The organism is Flavobacterium soli DSM 19725 (assembly GCF_000422705.1).
Taxonomy (GTDB): Bacteria; Bacteroidota; Bacteroidia; order Flavobacteriales; family Flavobacteriaceae; genus Flavobacterium; species Flavobacterium soli.
Genome location: NZ_AUGO01000001.1, coordinates 274,416 through 291,092 on the forward strand (window position 1 = coordinate 274,416; position 16,677 = coordinate 291,092).

The 16,677-nt window shown below is 44.0% G+C and carries 6 protein-coding genes; 2 read left to right on the forward strand and 4 right to left on the reverse strand.

What is annotated here, in order from left to right; translation table 11 throughout:
- Nucleotides 1-411: 411 nt before the first annotated feature.
- Genes G508_RS0101255 through G508_RS0101270 form a run of 4 tightly spaced genes read right to left on the reverse strand, consistent with a single transcriptional unit; the run spans nt 412 to nt 13,577 of the window.
- Complete coding sequence (locus G508_RS0101255) at nt 412-756, reverse strand: hypothetical protein (protein ID WP_026703621.1); 345 nt, start codon at nt 754-756, stop codon at nt 412-414.
- 9 nt (nt 757-765) lie between these two features.
- Nucleotides 766-1,722 (reverse strand): RHS repeat-associated core domain-containing protein, encoded by a 957-nt coding sequence (locus tag G508_RS0101260; RefSeq protein ID WP_026703622.1) that lies wholly within the window; start codon nt 1,720-1,722, stop codon nt 766-768.
- A gap of 35 nt (nt 1,723-1,757) precedes the next feature.
- Nucleotides 1,758-11,639, reverse strand: a complete 9,882-nt coding sequence (locus tag G508_RS0101265) for a SpvB/TcaC N-terminal domain-containing protein (protein ID WP_084625894.1) — start codon at nt 11,637-11,639, stop codon at nt 1,758-1,760.
- Nucleotides 11,640-11,666: 27 nt separating this feature from the next.
- Nucleotides 11,667-13,577, reverse strand: coding sequence for a T9SS type A sorting domain-containing protein (locus tag G508_RS0101270; protein WP_157485849.1), 1,911 nt, complete (start codon nt 13,575-13,577; stop codon nt 11,667-11,669).
- Nucleotides 13,578-14,693: 1,116 nt separating this feature from the next.
- Between G508_RS0101270 and G508_RS0101280 the strand changes: the two genes are divergently transcribed.
- Both G508_RS0101280 and G508_RS0101285 read left to right on the forward strand, forming a co-directional pair.
- Complete coding sequence (locus tag G508_RS0101280; RefSeq protein WP_157485850.1) at nt 14,694-15,515, forward strand: HipA family kinase; 822 nt, start codon at nt 14,694-14,696, stop codon at nt 15,513-15,515.
- 2 nt (nt 15,516-15,517) lie between these two features.
- Entirely contained in the window at nt 15,518-16,375 is an 858-nt protein-coding gene (locus tag G508_RS0101285) for a hypothetical protein (RefSeq protein ID WP_026703626.1), read from the forward strand.
- Nucleotides 16,376-16,677 lie beyond the last annotated feature (302 nt).

The window sequence follows — 16,677 nt, forward strand, 5'->3', positions numbered from 1 at the left end:
CGAAAAACGGAACACTTTCTCGGGAATTGCAGTCTTTGCCTTTTCAGTATTTCAATAATAAAGGCATACGAAACAATCTTTTAGAGAACGGGTAACCAGGTTTGGAAAGAATAATTGAAAACATGTGGTTTTTAACCCCGTTGCGGAGGTTTTGGATCTGGTTTATTCGGCACTACTATAAACAAAAGGCCGCACGAAGGAATTCGTGCTGCAGCTGGGGCATATAATCCCCCACATCTGCAACACAAGGTCTCACCAAGAGCCATTTTATTCCATTTAAGGCACTACATAATAAAAAAACAACCCAAAGGTTGTTTAGTTTTTGACTGCGATACTACTGTAAATAAATGATTCTACTAGTGCAAAATATAATAATTAGCCATCAACACATTTTATACATCACCGGAGTACCTAATCTGATATACTATCCATTAAATTCAAAGCATTTCTTGCAGATTCTCTTACTAAATTCCAAGAATCATCATTTTCAAAGCTTTCATCAGTATTTCTTTCCTCAATAGATAAATTAAGAACTATGAGATTGTTGCATTTTAGTATTTCCTTCGTCAACTCATAAGAAATTACATTATCCTCCATTAGAACAGGTAACAAACGAAAAGCATTATCAAAATCAGACACAACTTCATCAAACACATCAACATAATCCGGATATGAATCAATCTGGTCATTATACGGTTTAGATAAATTTTCAAGACTCTTCTTTAAGAGTAATAACTTATTTTCTATATCTTTCATATTAAAAATTTAATTTGCTGGAAATCTATATGTATCAGTTCCATCAGAAACTTTCCAATAAGGAGCACCATTGTATTTTCTGCGTGAACCAGGATGATACTGAATTAATTTTCCTGTTTCCTGGCCTCTACTATTAACTTGACGTAAAACCCAGCCTTTGTCAGCACCTCTAGTTTTTGTCATACTACTATTTACCCAACCTTCAGTATTACTCAGAGTAGCGCGAATATTCTCGTAAGATCTACCCTTCAGCAGACTAGGATTATCCATTATATCCTCAACACTTCTTATTGAAGTTGGTTTACTAGCGAATGCTCCAAATCCAACTTGTAATGCGACAGCCAGCATCTGTCCTGCATGGTATTCTTGAGAATTACGAGCTGCATAACTATATGCTCCATTCGAAGCATGGCATGACATGCAACCTGTCCATATATATCCATCTGACCCTGCTTGAGAAAATTCTCCTAAATCTCTTGGGTAATGAAACATATATTCAGGTGCTTCATTAGAGCCTCCTGTATATACAATAGAAGTAGTTGGATTTATACGTTCATATATTTTACTTTCATCGGGTAAAAAAGTAATAGTTGGTTCCCCAACGGTCACATTACCAATATTTGTTTTAGTTTGAACACTTTTGGGAATAGGTTTGTAATCACTATCGGACGAGAAAATTCCTTTTACAGTATCCCAAGCTCTCCCTAACCAGCTTTTGTTCGGGTCTCCCAATCCTTCAGGACTCATACCAGTAGGATCTACCAAATTAATCGGATTCTGCATCGTATAATTATACGGATTCCAATTAGGAAAGCTTTCCGCCAACGGATCCACACTCAACCAAATGCTACTCCTGGAATCATAATACCTGGCTCCAAAATAATGCAGTCCCGTATAGTCATCCTTCTCCTTGCCCGTAAACAGGAACGGTGTCTTGTAATAGCTGTTCGGGTTTTGCTCGGCCATCGTTTAGTTCACCCGCTTTTATTTTAATTAGGTGTTCACTGAATCTCCACCAAGGCTACGATTTCCCCGAATGGTAAATTTAGGAAAAATTGATAGGCCACACCATTCAAATCTGTTAAAAATGTACTCGTCCCCAGATGGTCAGGGTGATAGAAATAAACAGGGGCTATTGCCGCTGCCGCACGCTCCTGCAAGGATGGCGTACCTTCCCCTTCTTCCTTTGCTTCCTGCTGGAGCACAAGCTCCTCTTCCTCATAGGTCGAAGGATTGTAGTCGTCGAAGGTGGCCGTGCCTGCACCTGCACCTGTGAGATAGAGCTGGAGGTCAGCAATCTGGCGTTCGCGCAGCTCCTCATCATCAAATGCAGCCGTTTCTTCCGTCCCGGGTTCTGCATCGGTTGCAGACGTCTTCATTGGATTCTCGTTAAAGACATCGGCCTTTTCCTCTCCAAGACGGCTCACGATACGCTGGCTTCCTGCATAGTAATGGTTGCTGTAAATCCCGTTGGGATCTATCACCATAAAGGCACTAGGATAGGTCGTGTAGCCATTGAAGGTAAAGGTTGAAGGGTATACCAACATGCCGTTCTCATACACCTCATCAAAATTGGAACTTCCCTTCAGGACACGCTCTCCTCCCGCATCATAGAGGTAATGGTGCATGCTTCGGCTGAGAAGCGCCACACGCAGCCTGTTTGATTCGTCCCACAGATAGGAAGTACTGCTGGAATAGCCGGCAATCATCTTCGTCTTTAAGTTACCGTTGTAATCATACGTAAAATTCTCCACGGTACCGGAACCACTGTCGGCAATGTTTTGCACCCTATGTGTATTCTCGAAGTAACTGTAGGCAGCGTTGGTGTCAGCATTCAAATTATTGTTCAGCACGTGATTCTGTACCTTATTCACGATGCCATGGGTACTATTATAGTCCATCGACAGCGTGTAATTGCTCTGGTGGTCATAGCCTCCCACCGCGGTACTGCCGTTAAAGCTTCCCGTGCCAGTGCTAAGCCTGTTCAGCCTGTCATAGGTATACGCGTGGGAATAAGTTCCTCCCATATTGTTGCTCGTACTGCCAGCGGTGTTGTTTACCCCTGTAACATTGCCTACCTGGTCATAGCCATAGACATTGTTGAAAAGGGACTGCTGGTCGGCAGTCTTGACGTTCAGGCTGCTGAGTCGTCTCATTTTCGGGGTATAGGTGTAAAAAGTCTCCGTATTATTGCCGTACCTCATATAGGTACGCTGCTCGAAGTGGTCGTAGTCAATGCGCGTGATATACTGGTCCTTCCCTTCCACCTTGTTCAGGTTTCCTCCAAGATCATAGTAATAGTTCACCTTTTCACCATCTGGATAGATCATGAACAAAAGCCTGTTCCAGCTGTCATACTCGAAAGCGGTTTCAAAGATACGCGTAGGGATATTAGGTGCCGCGATGGTACGCTTGCTGTACACGAGCTCTCCCATGTTTCCATAATTGAATTCCTGTAACCCGGTTGCATCCTTCTGCTGTACCAGTCGGCCCCTTTTGTTCGCATCTGCCCCAGTCAACGTGGCCGCCCCGTAGCTGTATTTTACGTTGCTTACGTTCGCGCCATTCGGAACGTTTGGATAGGTGATGTCTGTCAAACGGTTGCGTTCGTAGGAATAGTCGATAAAGGTGCCGTCAACTTCAAGATTGGCGGTCTGTATCCTGGTCAGGTTACTCGCATTGTCATAAAAGTAGCGCGTCCTTCCCTTGTCCGGATGGATTACAGAGGTCTTGCGTCCCAACCAGTCATATTGGTAGACCGTCTGGAGTGCTCCCGCATCGGTGTAGCTCAGGAGCTCGCCAATGGCATTGTAGGTGAATCTCGTCCATAAATAACTGGAATTGGGCCCTTCATTCATGGTAGAGATAACCCTTCCGTTCACGTCCTTGTAGGTCTCGGATACTATATTTTCTGGTGCATTTGCAACTATGGTCTTGGTTTTAAGCGCCATAGCATTGCTGACATCCTGTGCGATTGAATAGGCAATTTCAGTAACGTTTAAATCAGCATCCTTTACAAACAAGGGACGGCCAATTGCATCATATTGGGTTTCAGCAGCCATACTGGTCTGCATTTCATTTACCATAAACTTGGACACATTGAGCTTCTGCTCCAAATGGGGCAGGTGCTGAGCGACCGTCCTTCCCAGGGCATCATATGACGTCCAGCCGCTTACGGATAAATACTCCTGGTAAGTTGGGGACTGCGGTGTCCCGATATTGCGTGCAATGTCTTTCTTGATCTGCATGGGCCTTGCCAAACCGTCTATGAAGGTATAGGTCTCTATGAAGTTGGCAGGGATTTGCTGGCTGTCATAATGGCTACTCACGGCCACCGGTACAAAATCATTGGCGTTACCTGTACTGAATCCACTGCCGGTAGGCAGCTGTGTATATTTCAGGTAATAGGCAAAGCTGATGGTGGGAGGCAAGGTACTTAGATTCTCTTTCGGCCCCCTTACCTCGATCAATCTTCCGAAGCTATCATACTTGAACAGTGTCTTGTTACCCGCAATATCCGTGCTTGCAATCACCTTGTCATTATCATAAAAGTAATTATTGGCGGGTGTGGCCGTATAGCTCGTCTCCGATATATAGCCGAATGCATCCTCTACTTTTATGATCTTATAGAAATTGCCATCATAGGTATAGGTATAGGACATGGCGTCATTGGATGTGGACGAATTTGGAGGAAATGTCTTCTTGGTCAGGTTGCCATATACGTCATAGAGCATGGTAGTGCTGACAAACTGTGTAGAGGTCAGGTACGAGTTTACGGCAAGGACGTTTCCATTGTTGCTGTCCACCGTTGTTGTCCGTTTCCTTATCATACCTGGAATGCCTACCGTTATGGAACTTGGCACATTCAGGATGTGCTTGCTCACCAGGGCAGTATGCCCATAGGCTATAGTGGTGGTATAGTTATCGGCAGCATTGGAAATGTTGCCGAGATCCTGACGGGTAAGGACACGGCCATAGTCATCATAGGTAAAGTTTACCTCGGATGTCAATAGCGGCGTTGCCGAAAGTTCATGGAAATAATTCCTGGTCCTTGTCATGACTACGGCTGCGGAACCGCGGCCTTCCGTTCCGCCAGTATCAAATGCTTGCGACAGGACAGTAGTGGTCATTTTTGTATTGGAATCCTTAAGCTTCCTTACCTGGTAGAAATATTCCGTTCTCGAGAACTTCTTTGCATCATCATCTCCCTTGATTACATACGATTCCTTCAGCAGACCATCCAAGAAATAACTGCTGTTGTGGTATTTGGCCACGGATGTGCTGACGATTTCCTCGACCTCATTACCATCTATTCCTCCCAGCACTACATTTTGAGCCTTGACAGTGCCGTATCCATAAAAGCTTCTCTCACGTCGGTCATAGTTGCCATTCTCATAGGCAAACCTTTGGACATATTGGCTCCTGCCATTATTTTCCCTGCCATAACCGTCATTTACCCTTACTTCGCTCATCACCCATTTTGGATGCGGGTTGCTGTAATCCGTTTTCTGGAATTCATAATCAATCGTAAAGGAGCCCTTCAAAGGATTGGTAACCGTCCTGAGCTTGTTGGTTCGCCCTATTTTTGATTCAAACACCTCAAGCTGGTTGCCCACCCTTTGTACATAATCAACATACCCGTCGCCATTGAAGTCCTTGAAGGCCTTGTGTGAATTGGTCAAGGCAAGGCTTGCATTGCCACTGACAGATGCCCCCAGCTTGAAATGCAGTATAGGCAATATAAAGAATGGAAAGGTACAGCAGATGGTTGTTTTATAAAAATACAGACCCACTTCTCCCCCTATTGACATCGCATTGGTATTGCTGTCTTCAACCATTGTAAAGTTCCCCGTAGATGTAGTCTTCAATGGAAGTGGCGTACTTGAAAAGCCATTCCCATTGTTGATATAGAGATTTCCTTCACCCTCATCAACACTCAATAAATCGGGAAGACCGTCGCCATTCATATCAAGCAACGTGCTTTTCGTCGTAGCGCCCGAATTGCTAAGGCCTACAGAAAAGTCAATATTGAGCGATGACCAGTCGGTGTCTTCTGGCGTTTGGCTATCTTGCTCGGGTTGATTTTCTGACGGCAACGGTGCCTGTCCAAACAGGCTGTTTACGCTGAGGCCCACCATCATATTAAAGCCAAGGGCGGTAGGTTTATTGGAGGAAGTATCCAACATGCTATACCCCAATAAGGTGTTGGGCGTTTTCGGTCCTGTATTCAACCTGAATCTAAATCCATCACCGCTCACAATCCTATCAGGCAGTCCGTCACCATTCAGGTCCAGCCAAAGAGCCTGTTCCTTGTTTTCTGCATCCAGATTGACATCTGCCCCCATATTCATGATAAAGGCCGGGTTTCCCTGGTCCTTTTTTGCCATCGCTGCCTCATCCTTGGAAGGTGGTGCTGTAGCTGGAGGTCCAGGTTGGTTGGCATTGGTATCAGCAGTCTTATCAGTCAGGGAAGGATTTTCCGGTTTCGACTTGGGACCTTCTTTCCTGCCCAAATCCTGAGAACCTCCCTGTGCAACCAATCGTGTGGCAAAATTTGAACTGGCACTAGGGTGTCCAAAATCATGATCCTCCAGAGGCAAAGGTCGATGCCCACCCGTCATTTTTGTAAGCTGCACCTTGTTGCTGCTCAGTAAATCCGGATAGCTATCGCCATTGATATCTATGAAATCCGATACGGAGTGGCTATAATTGCCGTTATTGCTCCTGCTCAGATTCACCGGTCCCCAGCCCACCGTTTTCGTAACCGAAACGCTGTGGCGCTTCCTATCTATGGCATACATGCCCGAAAAATCATCTACCAGTTCGACACCTCCCGGCTCGTCATCCGGAAAAATCATATCGAAACTGGAACCTGCAAAGGATCCCGATCGCATCTTGGTCGCCATGACATACTGCGTATCGAATAGGCCAGTCCATTTTTCAACTTCAGTGGGCACGCCATTCTGGTTGGGATAGGACCTAGCGGCCCTGCTCATAATCAGCGGTGTTACCAGTGCATCCTCCTGTTCCTGGGTATAGTAGTCCAGTTCAATACCATCGAGGAGGGAGGGATCAATGCCACTAGGAAAAGCAGGGTTATCTTCAGGCAATCCGAGGGTCTCTATGTACTCATTGGCAAGGCAATCCTTCTTTTCTTCTTCGGTTAAACCTGTATTGGTCAAACAAGGGCTATCAGGGTCAACTACTCCGTCTCCAAAAAGATTTTCAAGGGTATCATAACGATTCCCTATATTAGGATTTATCAATTTGCCTATGGCGTCGAACGGTATGGTGGTGGACTTATCGAGCTCATCATTGTAAAAGAACTGCCCCCATTCCTTGTGCAGGGGACCTAGATGTTCCATATTATTAAAGTTGCTCTCCACAAGTATCGGCAGGTATTTGGTACTGTTTGCAGGCGCAGTCCAATCATATCCTATAATTGCAGTCTTGTAATTGGCAGCAGCCAGGTATTTCTGGAATACCTTTTCATCTGCCTTATTGGTAATATAGTATCCTACAGAATAATGAAATTGTGATGCAGGGGTGCTGAGGTTGATCAACCCGCTCAAAGCAATTGGAGTATTCACATTGGTGGCCTGCATCGTCCCATTCAGATTCACAGTAACGGTCTTTCGGCCCACAACCACGCCATTCTTCTTCACTATCATCTCAAATGAACCCTGGTCTCCCGGAGCAAGGGTAACCAAGTTGGGTTTAATTCCATAGCTAACCGGAGCAGTGCCGGTGGTCCATCCTGTAACGGGTTCCAGTTTCCGTAACATATTGGTTTTGTAGATGCTGTATTTCGCCACTGGGTATCTCACTTTTGCCAGTGCTGTACTGTTTGAAGAAGCAGGAATAAATTCTACCCTTGGCTTCCATTGTATCCCCTTCCATTTCACATTGGATGGAGAGGAAACTTCAAATCGGATGAATTTCTTTTCCCCCTTTGATCCATCAACCACAATGGGATACGGGATGGCTTGCTGAGTGGGTGTCATAAAATTCTGTCCCCCACTTTGGTTCGCCGTGGCACTGATCACACCATTTACTCCGGCACCCATATAACGGGTATAAATTTCTTCTTCCCCGGCATCTGTCACCAGTATGATACTGAATAAAACCCCATCGCTGAGATAGTTGGGATTAGACAGGACGGAACTTGTTAGAATATCATTCCAGGTAATCAATAGATTCCCAGAATCCCCTATCTCAAATAGTTGTTCCTCACTCAGGATAAATCCATCGTTAAAAGGACTGGTGGTATGGGCAACCAAGTTTTCATCTTTTAAAAGATTGGCATCCGTTTCATTCAGATAGGCAATGGTAGGATTGGTTACCACCTCATCATTGATATCGGTAGCATTCTTGGTAATCCTGAAAAATATTTTCTGTCCCCGATCAACCTGCAACAGGGAACTGTTCTGCAAACCCAGGGAAGGATTTCCCAATCCTGAGTAATGGGTTATGGTAAAGGAGGCCGGATTTGGATTGGCATGGGTCAATTGTGTCAGATACAGCCTAAACGGATCTCCACCATTTAGGGAGGGTTTGGAGGTCTCGATTGAATAATAGGTCGCACTGTCTACATTGGTTGACACTAATTGCAGGTCATCCGTTATGCTAATCTGTCCATCCTTGGGTGCTATCCACACCCTCACCGCATCAAATCCTTGTGCATCCGTAATGCCGTCGTCTTCAGGATGCACTATATCGGGAATATCATTGACTGAGGCAGTCCTGAGCATATTGGGCGTATTGGCACTGGAAGTGGTAAAATTTCTTCCGTTACCATTGGTATCGGCCTGATTGAATAGCACCAGTTTGTCCTTCACAATATCCAATAAGCCGTCACCATTGCCATCCGTAAAAAAAATATCCGTTTCCATTTCAGATTTGGTACGGAACCTGCCATAGAAGAATTCCTTCTTTGAAAAAGGAATCTGCAACTTGAGATTGTGCGATTCCAGAAACATGGTCTTGGTCTTTCCCTTCGATCTTGAAAACATGGTCACTCCACCGATGTTCCTCTGATCGTCTTCATACTTCACCATACCGCTTTCCTGATCACGGTAACTGGCAAAATACTTCAATCCGCTTGATGCCTTGTAAATGATATCGTCCAGGCCGTCGCCGTTTATATCCGCCATGGTAACATACCCCTTGTCCTTAGGAAATGATTCTCCCAGTGGCAAGTTTACGGTTACCGTGGCATAGTTGTCATTATCTGCTTTCCACAATTTAAATTGCACGCCAGCCGATACATTTAGCCCCCAGCCTGCCTCTATGGCCTCATTGGTATTCAAGGCAGAATTGCCCAATATATTGCCAATTCCCAGCGAAAAGTTCGGAGAAGGGTTTCTTCGCTTTGGCAGGTCAACGAAGTAGGGTTTTTCAAATAGGGTAACCGATTGGTCGCCAGGATTTCTGACGTCATTATGATAATCAAAGGTATGCCTGTAAAATTCAACATTGGTGGCATTGAATTCAGCAACATACTCCAATAATGATTTTTGAAATTCACCCTCCTTCAGGTTGAACTTATACTTGCGGATCTGGGTAGAGCCCGTCCTCCTGATTATGATTTCCTCCAATTTGCAGGGATCAATCAATTTCAGTCCCAACCTTGCATCAATAGTCGGATCCTTCCTAATTGTCAATGAGGTTGCCGAAGTCCTTTTAAATTCAATCTCATACATTCCTACGCTATTGTTGTGGCCTGTGTAATTGATCTTACTGATATTAAACATCCTACCGCCGGCAAGGGGGGCCAGGTTCCCAGTTGATGCCTGTGCCAATGTGCCATTCGAATAGGAATATTTTATATTATTGCCATGGACATCTTCCGTCATGAACAAGGCCCAATATACTATGTTTTCCGTAGCGGCCCCAGTTCCCTGCCTCAGCACATAGTTAATCTCAGCCTGTGTCTTACCCCCGTACCAGCTGATGGTCCCATCTGTATTGGTAACTTTCCAATAATAGGTGGTGGGTGTGCTTCCCATACGCTCAATCTTGGCAAAACTGCCTTGCTTCCGGGGAGTGAACACGGTACTTGGGCTACCCACTATTTTTAGCCGTGGGTCTGTAGAGGGCAAGACAGACGTAGCGTCATAATGCCTGTGTGGCATCCAGTCTACCCAAACGTCTTCAGAATTTTTCAACTGGGGATACATCAGCTGCTCGCCCCCAAGGGTATAGATTACCGTTTCGTGTGTATTGTTGATTTCGGGAACACCCCACCTCGTATCCATTGAAATGGCAGGAATATTGATGCTCCATCCCTGGCCAAGCCAGCCGCTTCCTCCATCACTGTTGTAATGCAATGCCAGATTTGGCTGCATCCCGTTCCTTCCGGAAGGAATCTTGATAGGATAGCTGATGTTGGCCGCTCCTTTCTGAGAAACCCCCGGAGGACTGATCAATGTCATTTCCGAAGAAGGATCCGCAGCCTGGATGTTGCTCATCATGGTTGGTGTAAATCCAGCCGTTTCCGGACTTTCCGGGGTTTGGATAATCCCGTTGATATAATCTGTAAAATGGTCTGTCAGCGATAGCACCATTTGCTCTTTCTGCTGCAGGGTATCCAGTTGCACTGCAACCCAAATTTTCGAATGCGTATTGAAGTAGAAGGTCTTGATATCCTTTGCCGAGTACCCCTTTGGTATCAGTCTTTCATCATATCCGATCGCTATGGAAGCCGTCCTATTGAAGCTCGTACCATCGGGAAGAAATCTGTAGGCAGAACCTCCCCTGGTCACGTTGACCATACCTGATGCCATCGGGGCCACATCTTTCCGCCTTAGGTGGGTGATGCTTATTTCCTTGCTTTCCAAAAATGCACTATCCCTAATGGTGATGGATGCGCCTTCGGTTTGCAGCATACCACCCTTTGCGTCCATTATGCCTGACACCTTTTCCAGATAGCGCTCCAAAGAGAATAACCTATCGGCTTCCATCAGATTTTCAAAATGGATTATTTCCTGGCCCAAGAGCCCCGATCCGTCAACGGCCCTGATGATTGCAAATTTCCTTTGCCTAACTTCCGGGGTCAGCTCCAGGAAACCTTCAAACTCTCCATCATTCAATGAGATTTCTGAATTCTCAATGTAGATATGGGCGTCCCTCGATACCGTATTCCTTAAGAATCCCTTTACATACAGCTTGTTATCTTTCGTATAGGAAATCATGGGTGCAGTTGTTGTCAAAATCGGCAAAACCGCACTGTCCTTCCTGTCGAACTCGATCCTTAAATTCCTTACCTGATATTGCAGATTGGCTCCCTGGGGTATGCTGAACATGATCCTGTTCTCCCCGGTTCGAAGCCATGCGGGGTCAATTTCCTCCCTTTGCATCGTCCAGCCCGGCTGATTCTTGATCATATGCCCCCCTATTGACAGCCTGTCATTTATACTTCTTGTCACTCCCGCATAATCCTGAAGCCCATACAACTCGTATGTCAGATACGCCCTAGCCTGTTCCTCAGGCATATCCTTTACCATGACCTTGAAAATATTGTCCGAAACATCGTCCAGGGGCCTTTCATTTGTCACTCCTATAAAACCATGCTCGATATCCGCTGTCATGACAGCTTTCCCTGCAATACTGCTACCACTTTCCAACAATGGCTTGTTTTCCGCTTTCGTAGTGTCCTGCACTGCCTCCCTATCTTGATGGGTGCTCCCAGCCGTTTGAGAATTTTCGTTTTCTGCTGACCTTAAACCCGTATAGCGGAGCCCCTCTTCCTGCGTGAAGTAGGCATACACAAGTTCTTGGACTGGCGCCACAAAGCTGCTATAGAGCATTGAATGGAGCATTACCTTGTACACTATCTTCTTCAGTAGGGTATTCTTCTTATTAATAGGATTGCTGAATTGCATAAAGTTATAGTATAGAATTTAGTAGGATTATCGAATGATTATTTTTGCTGATTCAGCTATTCCGTCAATGGTCACAACGATCAGGAAGGTACCGATCGTGGATAGCTTTTCCGAATATGCGAATGCTTTCCGTTTGCCCAGATGCTCGCTTTTTAATAATTTATTGGAAAAATCAAAAATGCCGACCGACACATCGGATTCCTTTTCAAGGTCGAACCTGATGGTAAAAGGCTCGTCCATCTTTGCGGGATTGGGATAAAGCACCCATCGCTGAGCCGATTCCTCTGAGGCGTTTACCCTGAACAAGAGTTCTTTTTGACATCCTTGTTCATTCGACACCAGCAAGGCATAGTCACCCGGCTCAAATGCTGTAAATTGGCTTTCGGTTGAAAGTACTCTTGCTCCTTTCTTCCATGCAAAGGACAATTTTTCCTTTGAAGGGTTTACAACCTGTGGCGTTATGATCGCCTCGCTCCCGTCACCGAGGCACCACTCGGAAGCCATATCAACCGTAACATTTTTCAGGCCACCCACATTCAGGGTATCCCTTTGTGTCTGTTGCAGCCTATCCGTTACGCTGATCGCATATTCGCCCGCATCCAGATCCTGAAGTGAGATGGAACGTCCATCTACCTCGTAAGCAGCATCGCCCGACACGGCAGCATACCCAATCCTGAAGGGAGCCTTGCCCCCAATAATTGCACCGGCAACTTCACCCTCTTCAGGGCTGCAATCCGTATCCGCCACTTCATACTCCACAAAGAAATCAGGTGCCTTTATAAACGTGAAGGTATCCGTACCACTTTTATCCGTATCCCATTCTATGCCATCAAAAAGCAACTTTCCTTCCTCATCCCTTGACTGCATGTAGTACTCTGCATCAATATAATCAAAAGTAGCACCACCGTCCCTGTCAATCAGCAGCCATACGAAATCGTCTTTCTTAGGGCTGCCTGTCTTTTTTTCTGCTTCCAGAAGGCCAAAAGCAGCCTTATCGATCACGAGCTGTGTTGCAGGAATTCCTCTTTCGGCTGCCATCGAGCGCTGTAGCTTCCAGACCCTCTTCATCTTTTTACTATGCTCCGCTCCTTTCTTACCGGCCTCCATCTTCAGGGTACCATTGTTATCCCCCCAAAGCAGGAAGGTCCTGTCCGAGATTGCATTCGTATTTTCAATGTTGCTGGAGTGCATTTCACCAAGGCCCAAATAGAGGCCATCTTTCTGGGCATTCCCGGACTGTTTCTGCTCCAGCCCCCAGAACCCATCCTTGCCTATCCCTGTGACGCGCGATCCATAAGCCGCATTTTCCTTGGAATCCCATATCGTATGCCCTTCCGAATCCACATAATCCACCTGTCCCAGCAATGATATACCATACTTGATGGAGAGATAGGTTTCTACCTTCCTCCTTTCGATGTCGCCCAGTACGCGATCATACCAGAGCAGCTCCATCAGATCGTTCCTGTAGCCCTCCTCAGTATTCGGCCTTGAAAGGTTTTCCAAAATCATTCTTGATTTCTTCCTTCCCCTTACCTTGCGGTCAACCAAATAGGAAAGCACAATGCCTTGCTTTGTATCTACCTTACTGTAACGGTTTTCTGTTTCGTTCACTATGCCCTTGTTGGTAATTTTCGTAGAACTACCATTCAGCTTTAAGTTCATCAATGTTACCTCGTCCTCACTATCCGACCTGAAAACAGCAAACAGCGAATACTTATCCTTCACTTTGGTACCGTATTCCAGATCCTTGGCCTCAACTGGAGCAAAAACAGGATTAAAATTAAAATTGTACGCCGTCATACCTTTTTCCTCCAAGAAGGGAGCATCAGGATTGCCCCTTAGCCACAACGTTTGCGTATCGGAAAGGATCGGTTGCTCCTGGGAAGATACCGATTGTGCATAAAGGAAGGCGAGAATGCCTAAGGCTAATCTTTTCATAGATGGAATTTGATAGTAAGCATCAAAAGGACATTGCATCCAAGCTCTTCTGACGGCGTGCAAGATTACAAATATTTTGTTAATAATCCTTGCATGGTTTAAAAAAAAACCTACATTTTTAAAAACCCTGCTGGCACAAGGGTTGGCCGATGATCTAGCTCGACATTGCCTATAATTTAATTTTGATGTTTATGCAATGAGCCGGATGGAAGGAATGTTGAAGAACCTATGTTGCCCACCTTTGGCTGATGGGGGTTGCCCCAGGCATTGGAGTCCAACAGGCTTTTGATATTATGCAGGTAGGCAAGAGCATTCATCAGCCCATAATTAGTAGAGAAAAAAGTTAGGAGATGGATCATCAAGTGCAACCATATTAGAAATTGACAAGACCAGACACCCCATTCGAAACTGCGAACACCCTAGAAAGGAGGGGAATTTAAGCAGCTGGTGGCTAAATTTCTCACTTTGCTTTACGGAAAAACCGTACTTTTTAATGTGGCAAAAGGTCTAGGTTTGAAAAGCATTATTGAAAATATAACGTTTTATGCCAGTTGCGGAGGTTTTGGATTTTGTATATCTGGAAGTATAATAAACCGAAGTCCGCACGAAGGGATTCGTGCGGCAACCGGGGTGCGTTCTTTTAGCAGACGGCCTGGGTATCACTAAAAAATAGCCACCTATCTCTTATCGCCTGCAATCTAATCCTTTTGCTTCATTGCCACCCCACCCTTCGGGCACCCCTCCAAAGGAGGGGAATCTTAGCAGCCACGTGCTGAATCTTCTACTTTTTTTTTGCTTTACGGAAAACCGTACTTTTTAATGCGGTAAAAGCTTTAGATTTGGAAAGCATAATTGAAAATATAGGGTTTTACCCTATTTGAGGAGGTTTTGGATTTGATATATTTGGAGCGTCCTTCGGAAGTACAGACTTTGCAAGCAGCTAGATTGCATTCAATTGGAGCGTATTTTACCAATCTTTACTGACACAGATTGCAAATCCTCCATGCAAAGTGTGGTGGATAATCATCGGAAAATTACTGAGAGTAAGCAATATTATTCTTAAAAATAGTAATGTAAAACATTTTTGCATACATTTGAATTTACTGTAAAATGCAAATGCTCAAACTTTTAAAAACTTTACATGCACCCGATAAAGTTTATATGACTGGCGGAACCCCCCTCCTAGTCACCTGTGAAGATATGCAGACATGGATATGCAAGCACGGAAGATTGTCCAATTCCCACCTTTTTAATGAACTGGTAGGATCCGAGTTTGCAAACCTTTGGGGTCTAAGAACTCCTGAAATCTGCCTAATTGACGTTTTGGAAGAGCATCTGCCCATTGAACATGCAGACCTGTTGCAACCTGCATTCTTTAAAAAACCCTGCTTTGGTTCCCTATATCTCGAATCGAGCAAGGAAATCGACTCCACCTATATTCCCACTTTTCAAGACAAAAATTTTAGAAAAAAAATAAAAAACCGGGAAGACTTTCTAAAAATAGCCTTACTTGATATCTGGTTGAGCAATGAAGACAGGAATCATAATAACAGCAACCTGCTTTTAGAATTCTCAGACAATGCTGCATATTATTTTTATGCGTTTGACCATGACTCTATTTTCAATTCAAACACCCTGAATCGAGGTCTTTACCAAATTACTGAAAATGAATCCATTATTAACACCGATTTGGCTAACATACTGTTTAAATCTGGACGCAATTTAACAGCAATTGTTGAAAGACTGATTGAAAATTTTTACCTTTGCATAAAGGAATGCAAAATAAATTTAAAAAATATACTTGCACTTGTACCTGCTGAATGGAATTTGGATATCCAACAATTAGAAGTACATTTACACAATAACCTGTTTTCCAAGGAGTGGCTCAAAGCCTGTGAAACAAATTTTAGGACATTGGTTCAAAAACATATCAAATAGTCATGAAGACGTTTTTTAGCATACTATATTTAACACTTAACGCTAACTTAAATGAAAAAGTCAGTGTAGGATTGCTTATGTCTAATGGTGAAGATACCCTGTTTAAAGTTTCCAATCCAAAGTTGAATATCCTAAAGGGACTTGTGCCAATTTCTAAATTTAATATGTTGAAAAGTTACTTTAAGAACCTGTCCTCCAATATTGTCCCGACTGCAAATGATCAGGAGTTAGGAATCAAGGAAAATAGTTCTAAGGATTGGATACAAGCCTCTTATTTTTCCTATCTGAGCAGATATTCAAACAATCTGGTCAGTTTTTCGGAACCCAAAACAATAGCGCTGCCCTTAAACGACGAATCCTTTAAAAAACTGTTCAACAGCTATATCTTTACGTTTGAAGACGAATTCATCTTTCAGAAACAGGAGGACATCCTATCAAAAGTAAAAACAAGGCTCTACACCAAAATTGAAGATCGTGTCAACCTCAATGTTTCCGTAAGTCCCAGTGACTTCAAAGAATTGGTCACACCAGTAGACATAAATTTCATTGGCAAGAATGGTGTCATCGTAGCTGGACAAACCATTGACTTTGACAAACGTCAGTATTATTTAGAAAATGATTTGACCCGGTTCATATCCTTCACCAAGGCAGTCGATTATACGAGCGACGATAAGGGCAAATACTTCCTTGTGGGCCAAGAACCCAATAAAAAAGAGTTCCCACAGAATCATAAAACATGGAAGCATGTAAAAGAGAGCCATTTGGTTGAATATGTAGACCTGAGTGAAATTGAAAAGATACAACGCTACATCATCGATAAAAACGTAACTCCCTATTTTGAAAAGGAAACCTCTGAATAAGAGGTTTTTTATTTATATTGAAGCGTTATTGTTCCAAAATCCAACCCTAATACTACTCTTTGGTCCATACCCTAATTTTCCTGACAACAAACCAAGGGTTACTGTACAAAAACAATCTTTGTTATTTTACATTTTTGCAATAAACTACTATATTTGAATGTACCCCACTCCATATAGCTTGTACAACGCACTTATTTTTTACAATTATTTAGTATTTTACGTAAAACCGTAATTTTTAATGCTATAAAAAGGTTTAGCTTTGGAAAAAATATTTGAAAAAATAGGGTTTTCCCGAAGTGGAG

Excerpts from the sequence above, each read along its gene's own strand:
- G508_RS0101265 (WP_084625894.1), bottom strand. The coding sequence starts at position 11,639 with ATGCAATTCAGCAATCCTATTAATAAGAAGAATACCCTACTGAAGAAG.
- G508_RS0101285 (WP_026703626.1), top strand. The coding sequence starts at position 15,518 with ATGAAGACGTTTTTTAGCATACTATATTTAACACTTAACGCTAACTTA.
- G508_RS0101260 (WP_026703622.1), bottom strand. The coding sequence starts at position 1,722 with ATGGCCGAGCAAAACCCGAACAGCTATTACAAGACACCGTTCCTGTTT.
- G508_RS0101270 (WP_157485849.1), bottom strand. The coding sequence starts at position 13,577 with ATGAAAAGATTAGCCTTAGGCATTCTCGCCTTCCTTTATGCACAATCG.
- G508_RS0101255 (WP_026703621.1), bottom strand. The coding sequence starts at position 756 with ATGAAAGATATAGAAAATAAGTTATTACTCTTAAAGAAGAGTCTTGAA.
- G508_RS0101280 (WP_157485850.1), top strand. The coding sequence starts at position 14,694 with ATGCTCAAACTTTTAAAAACTTTACATGCACCCGATAAAGTTTATATG.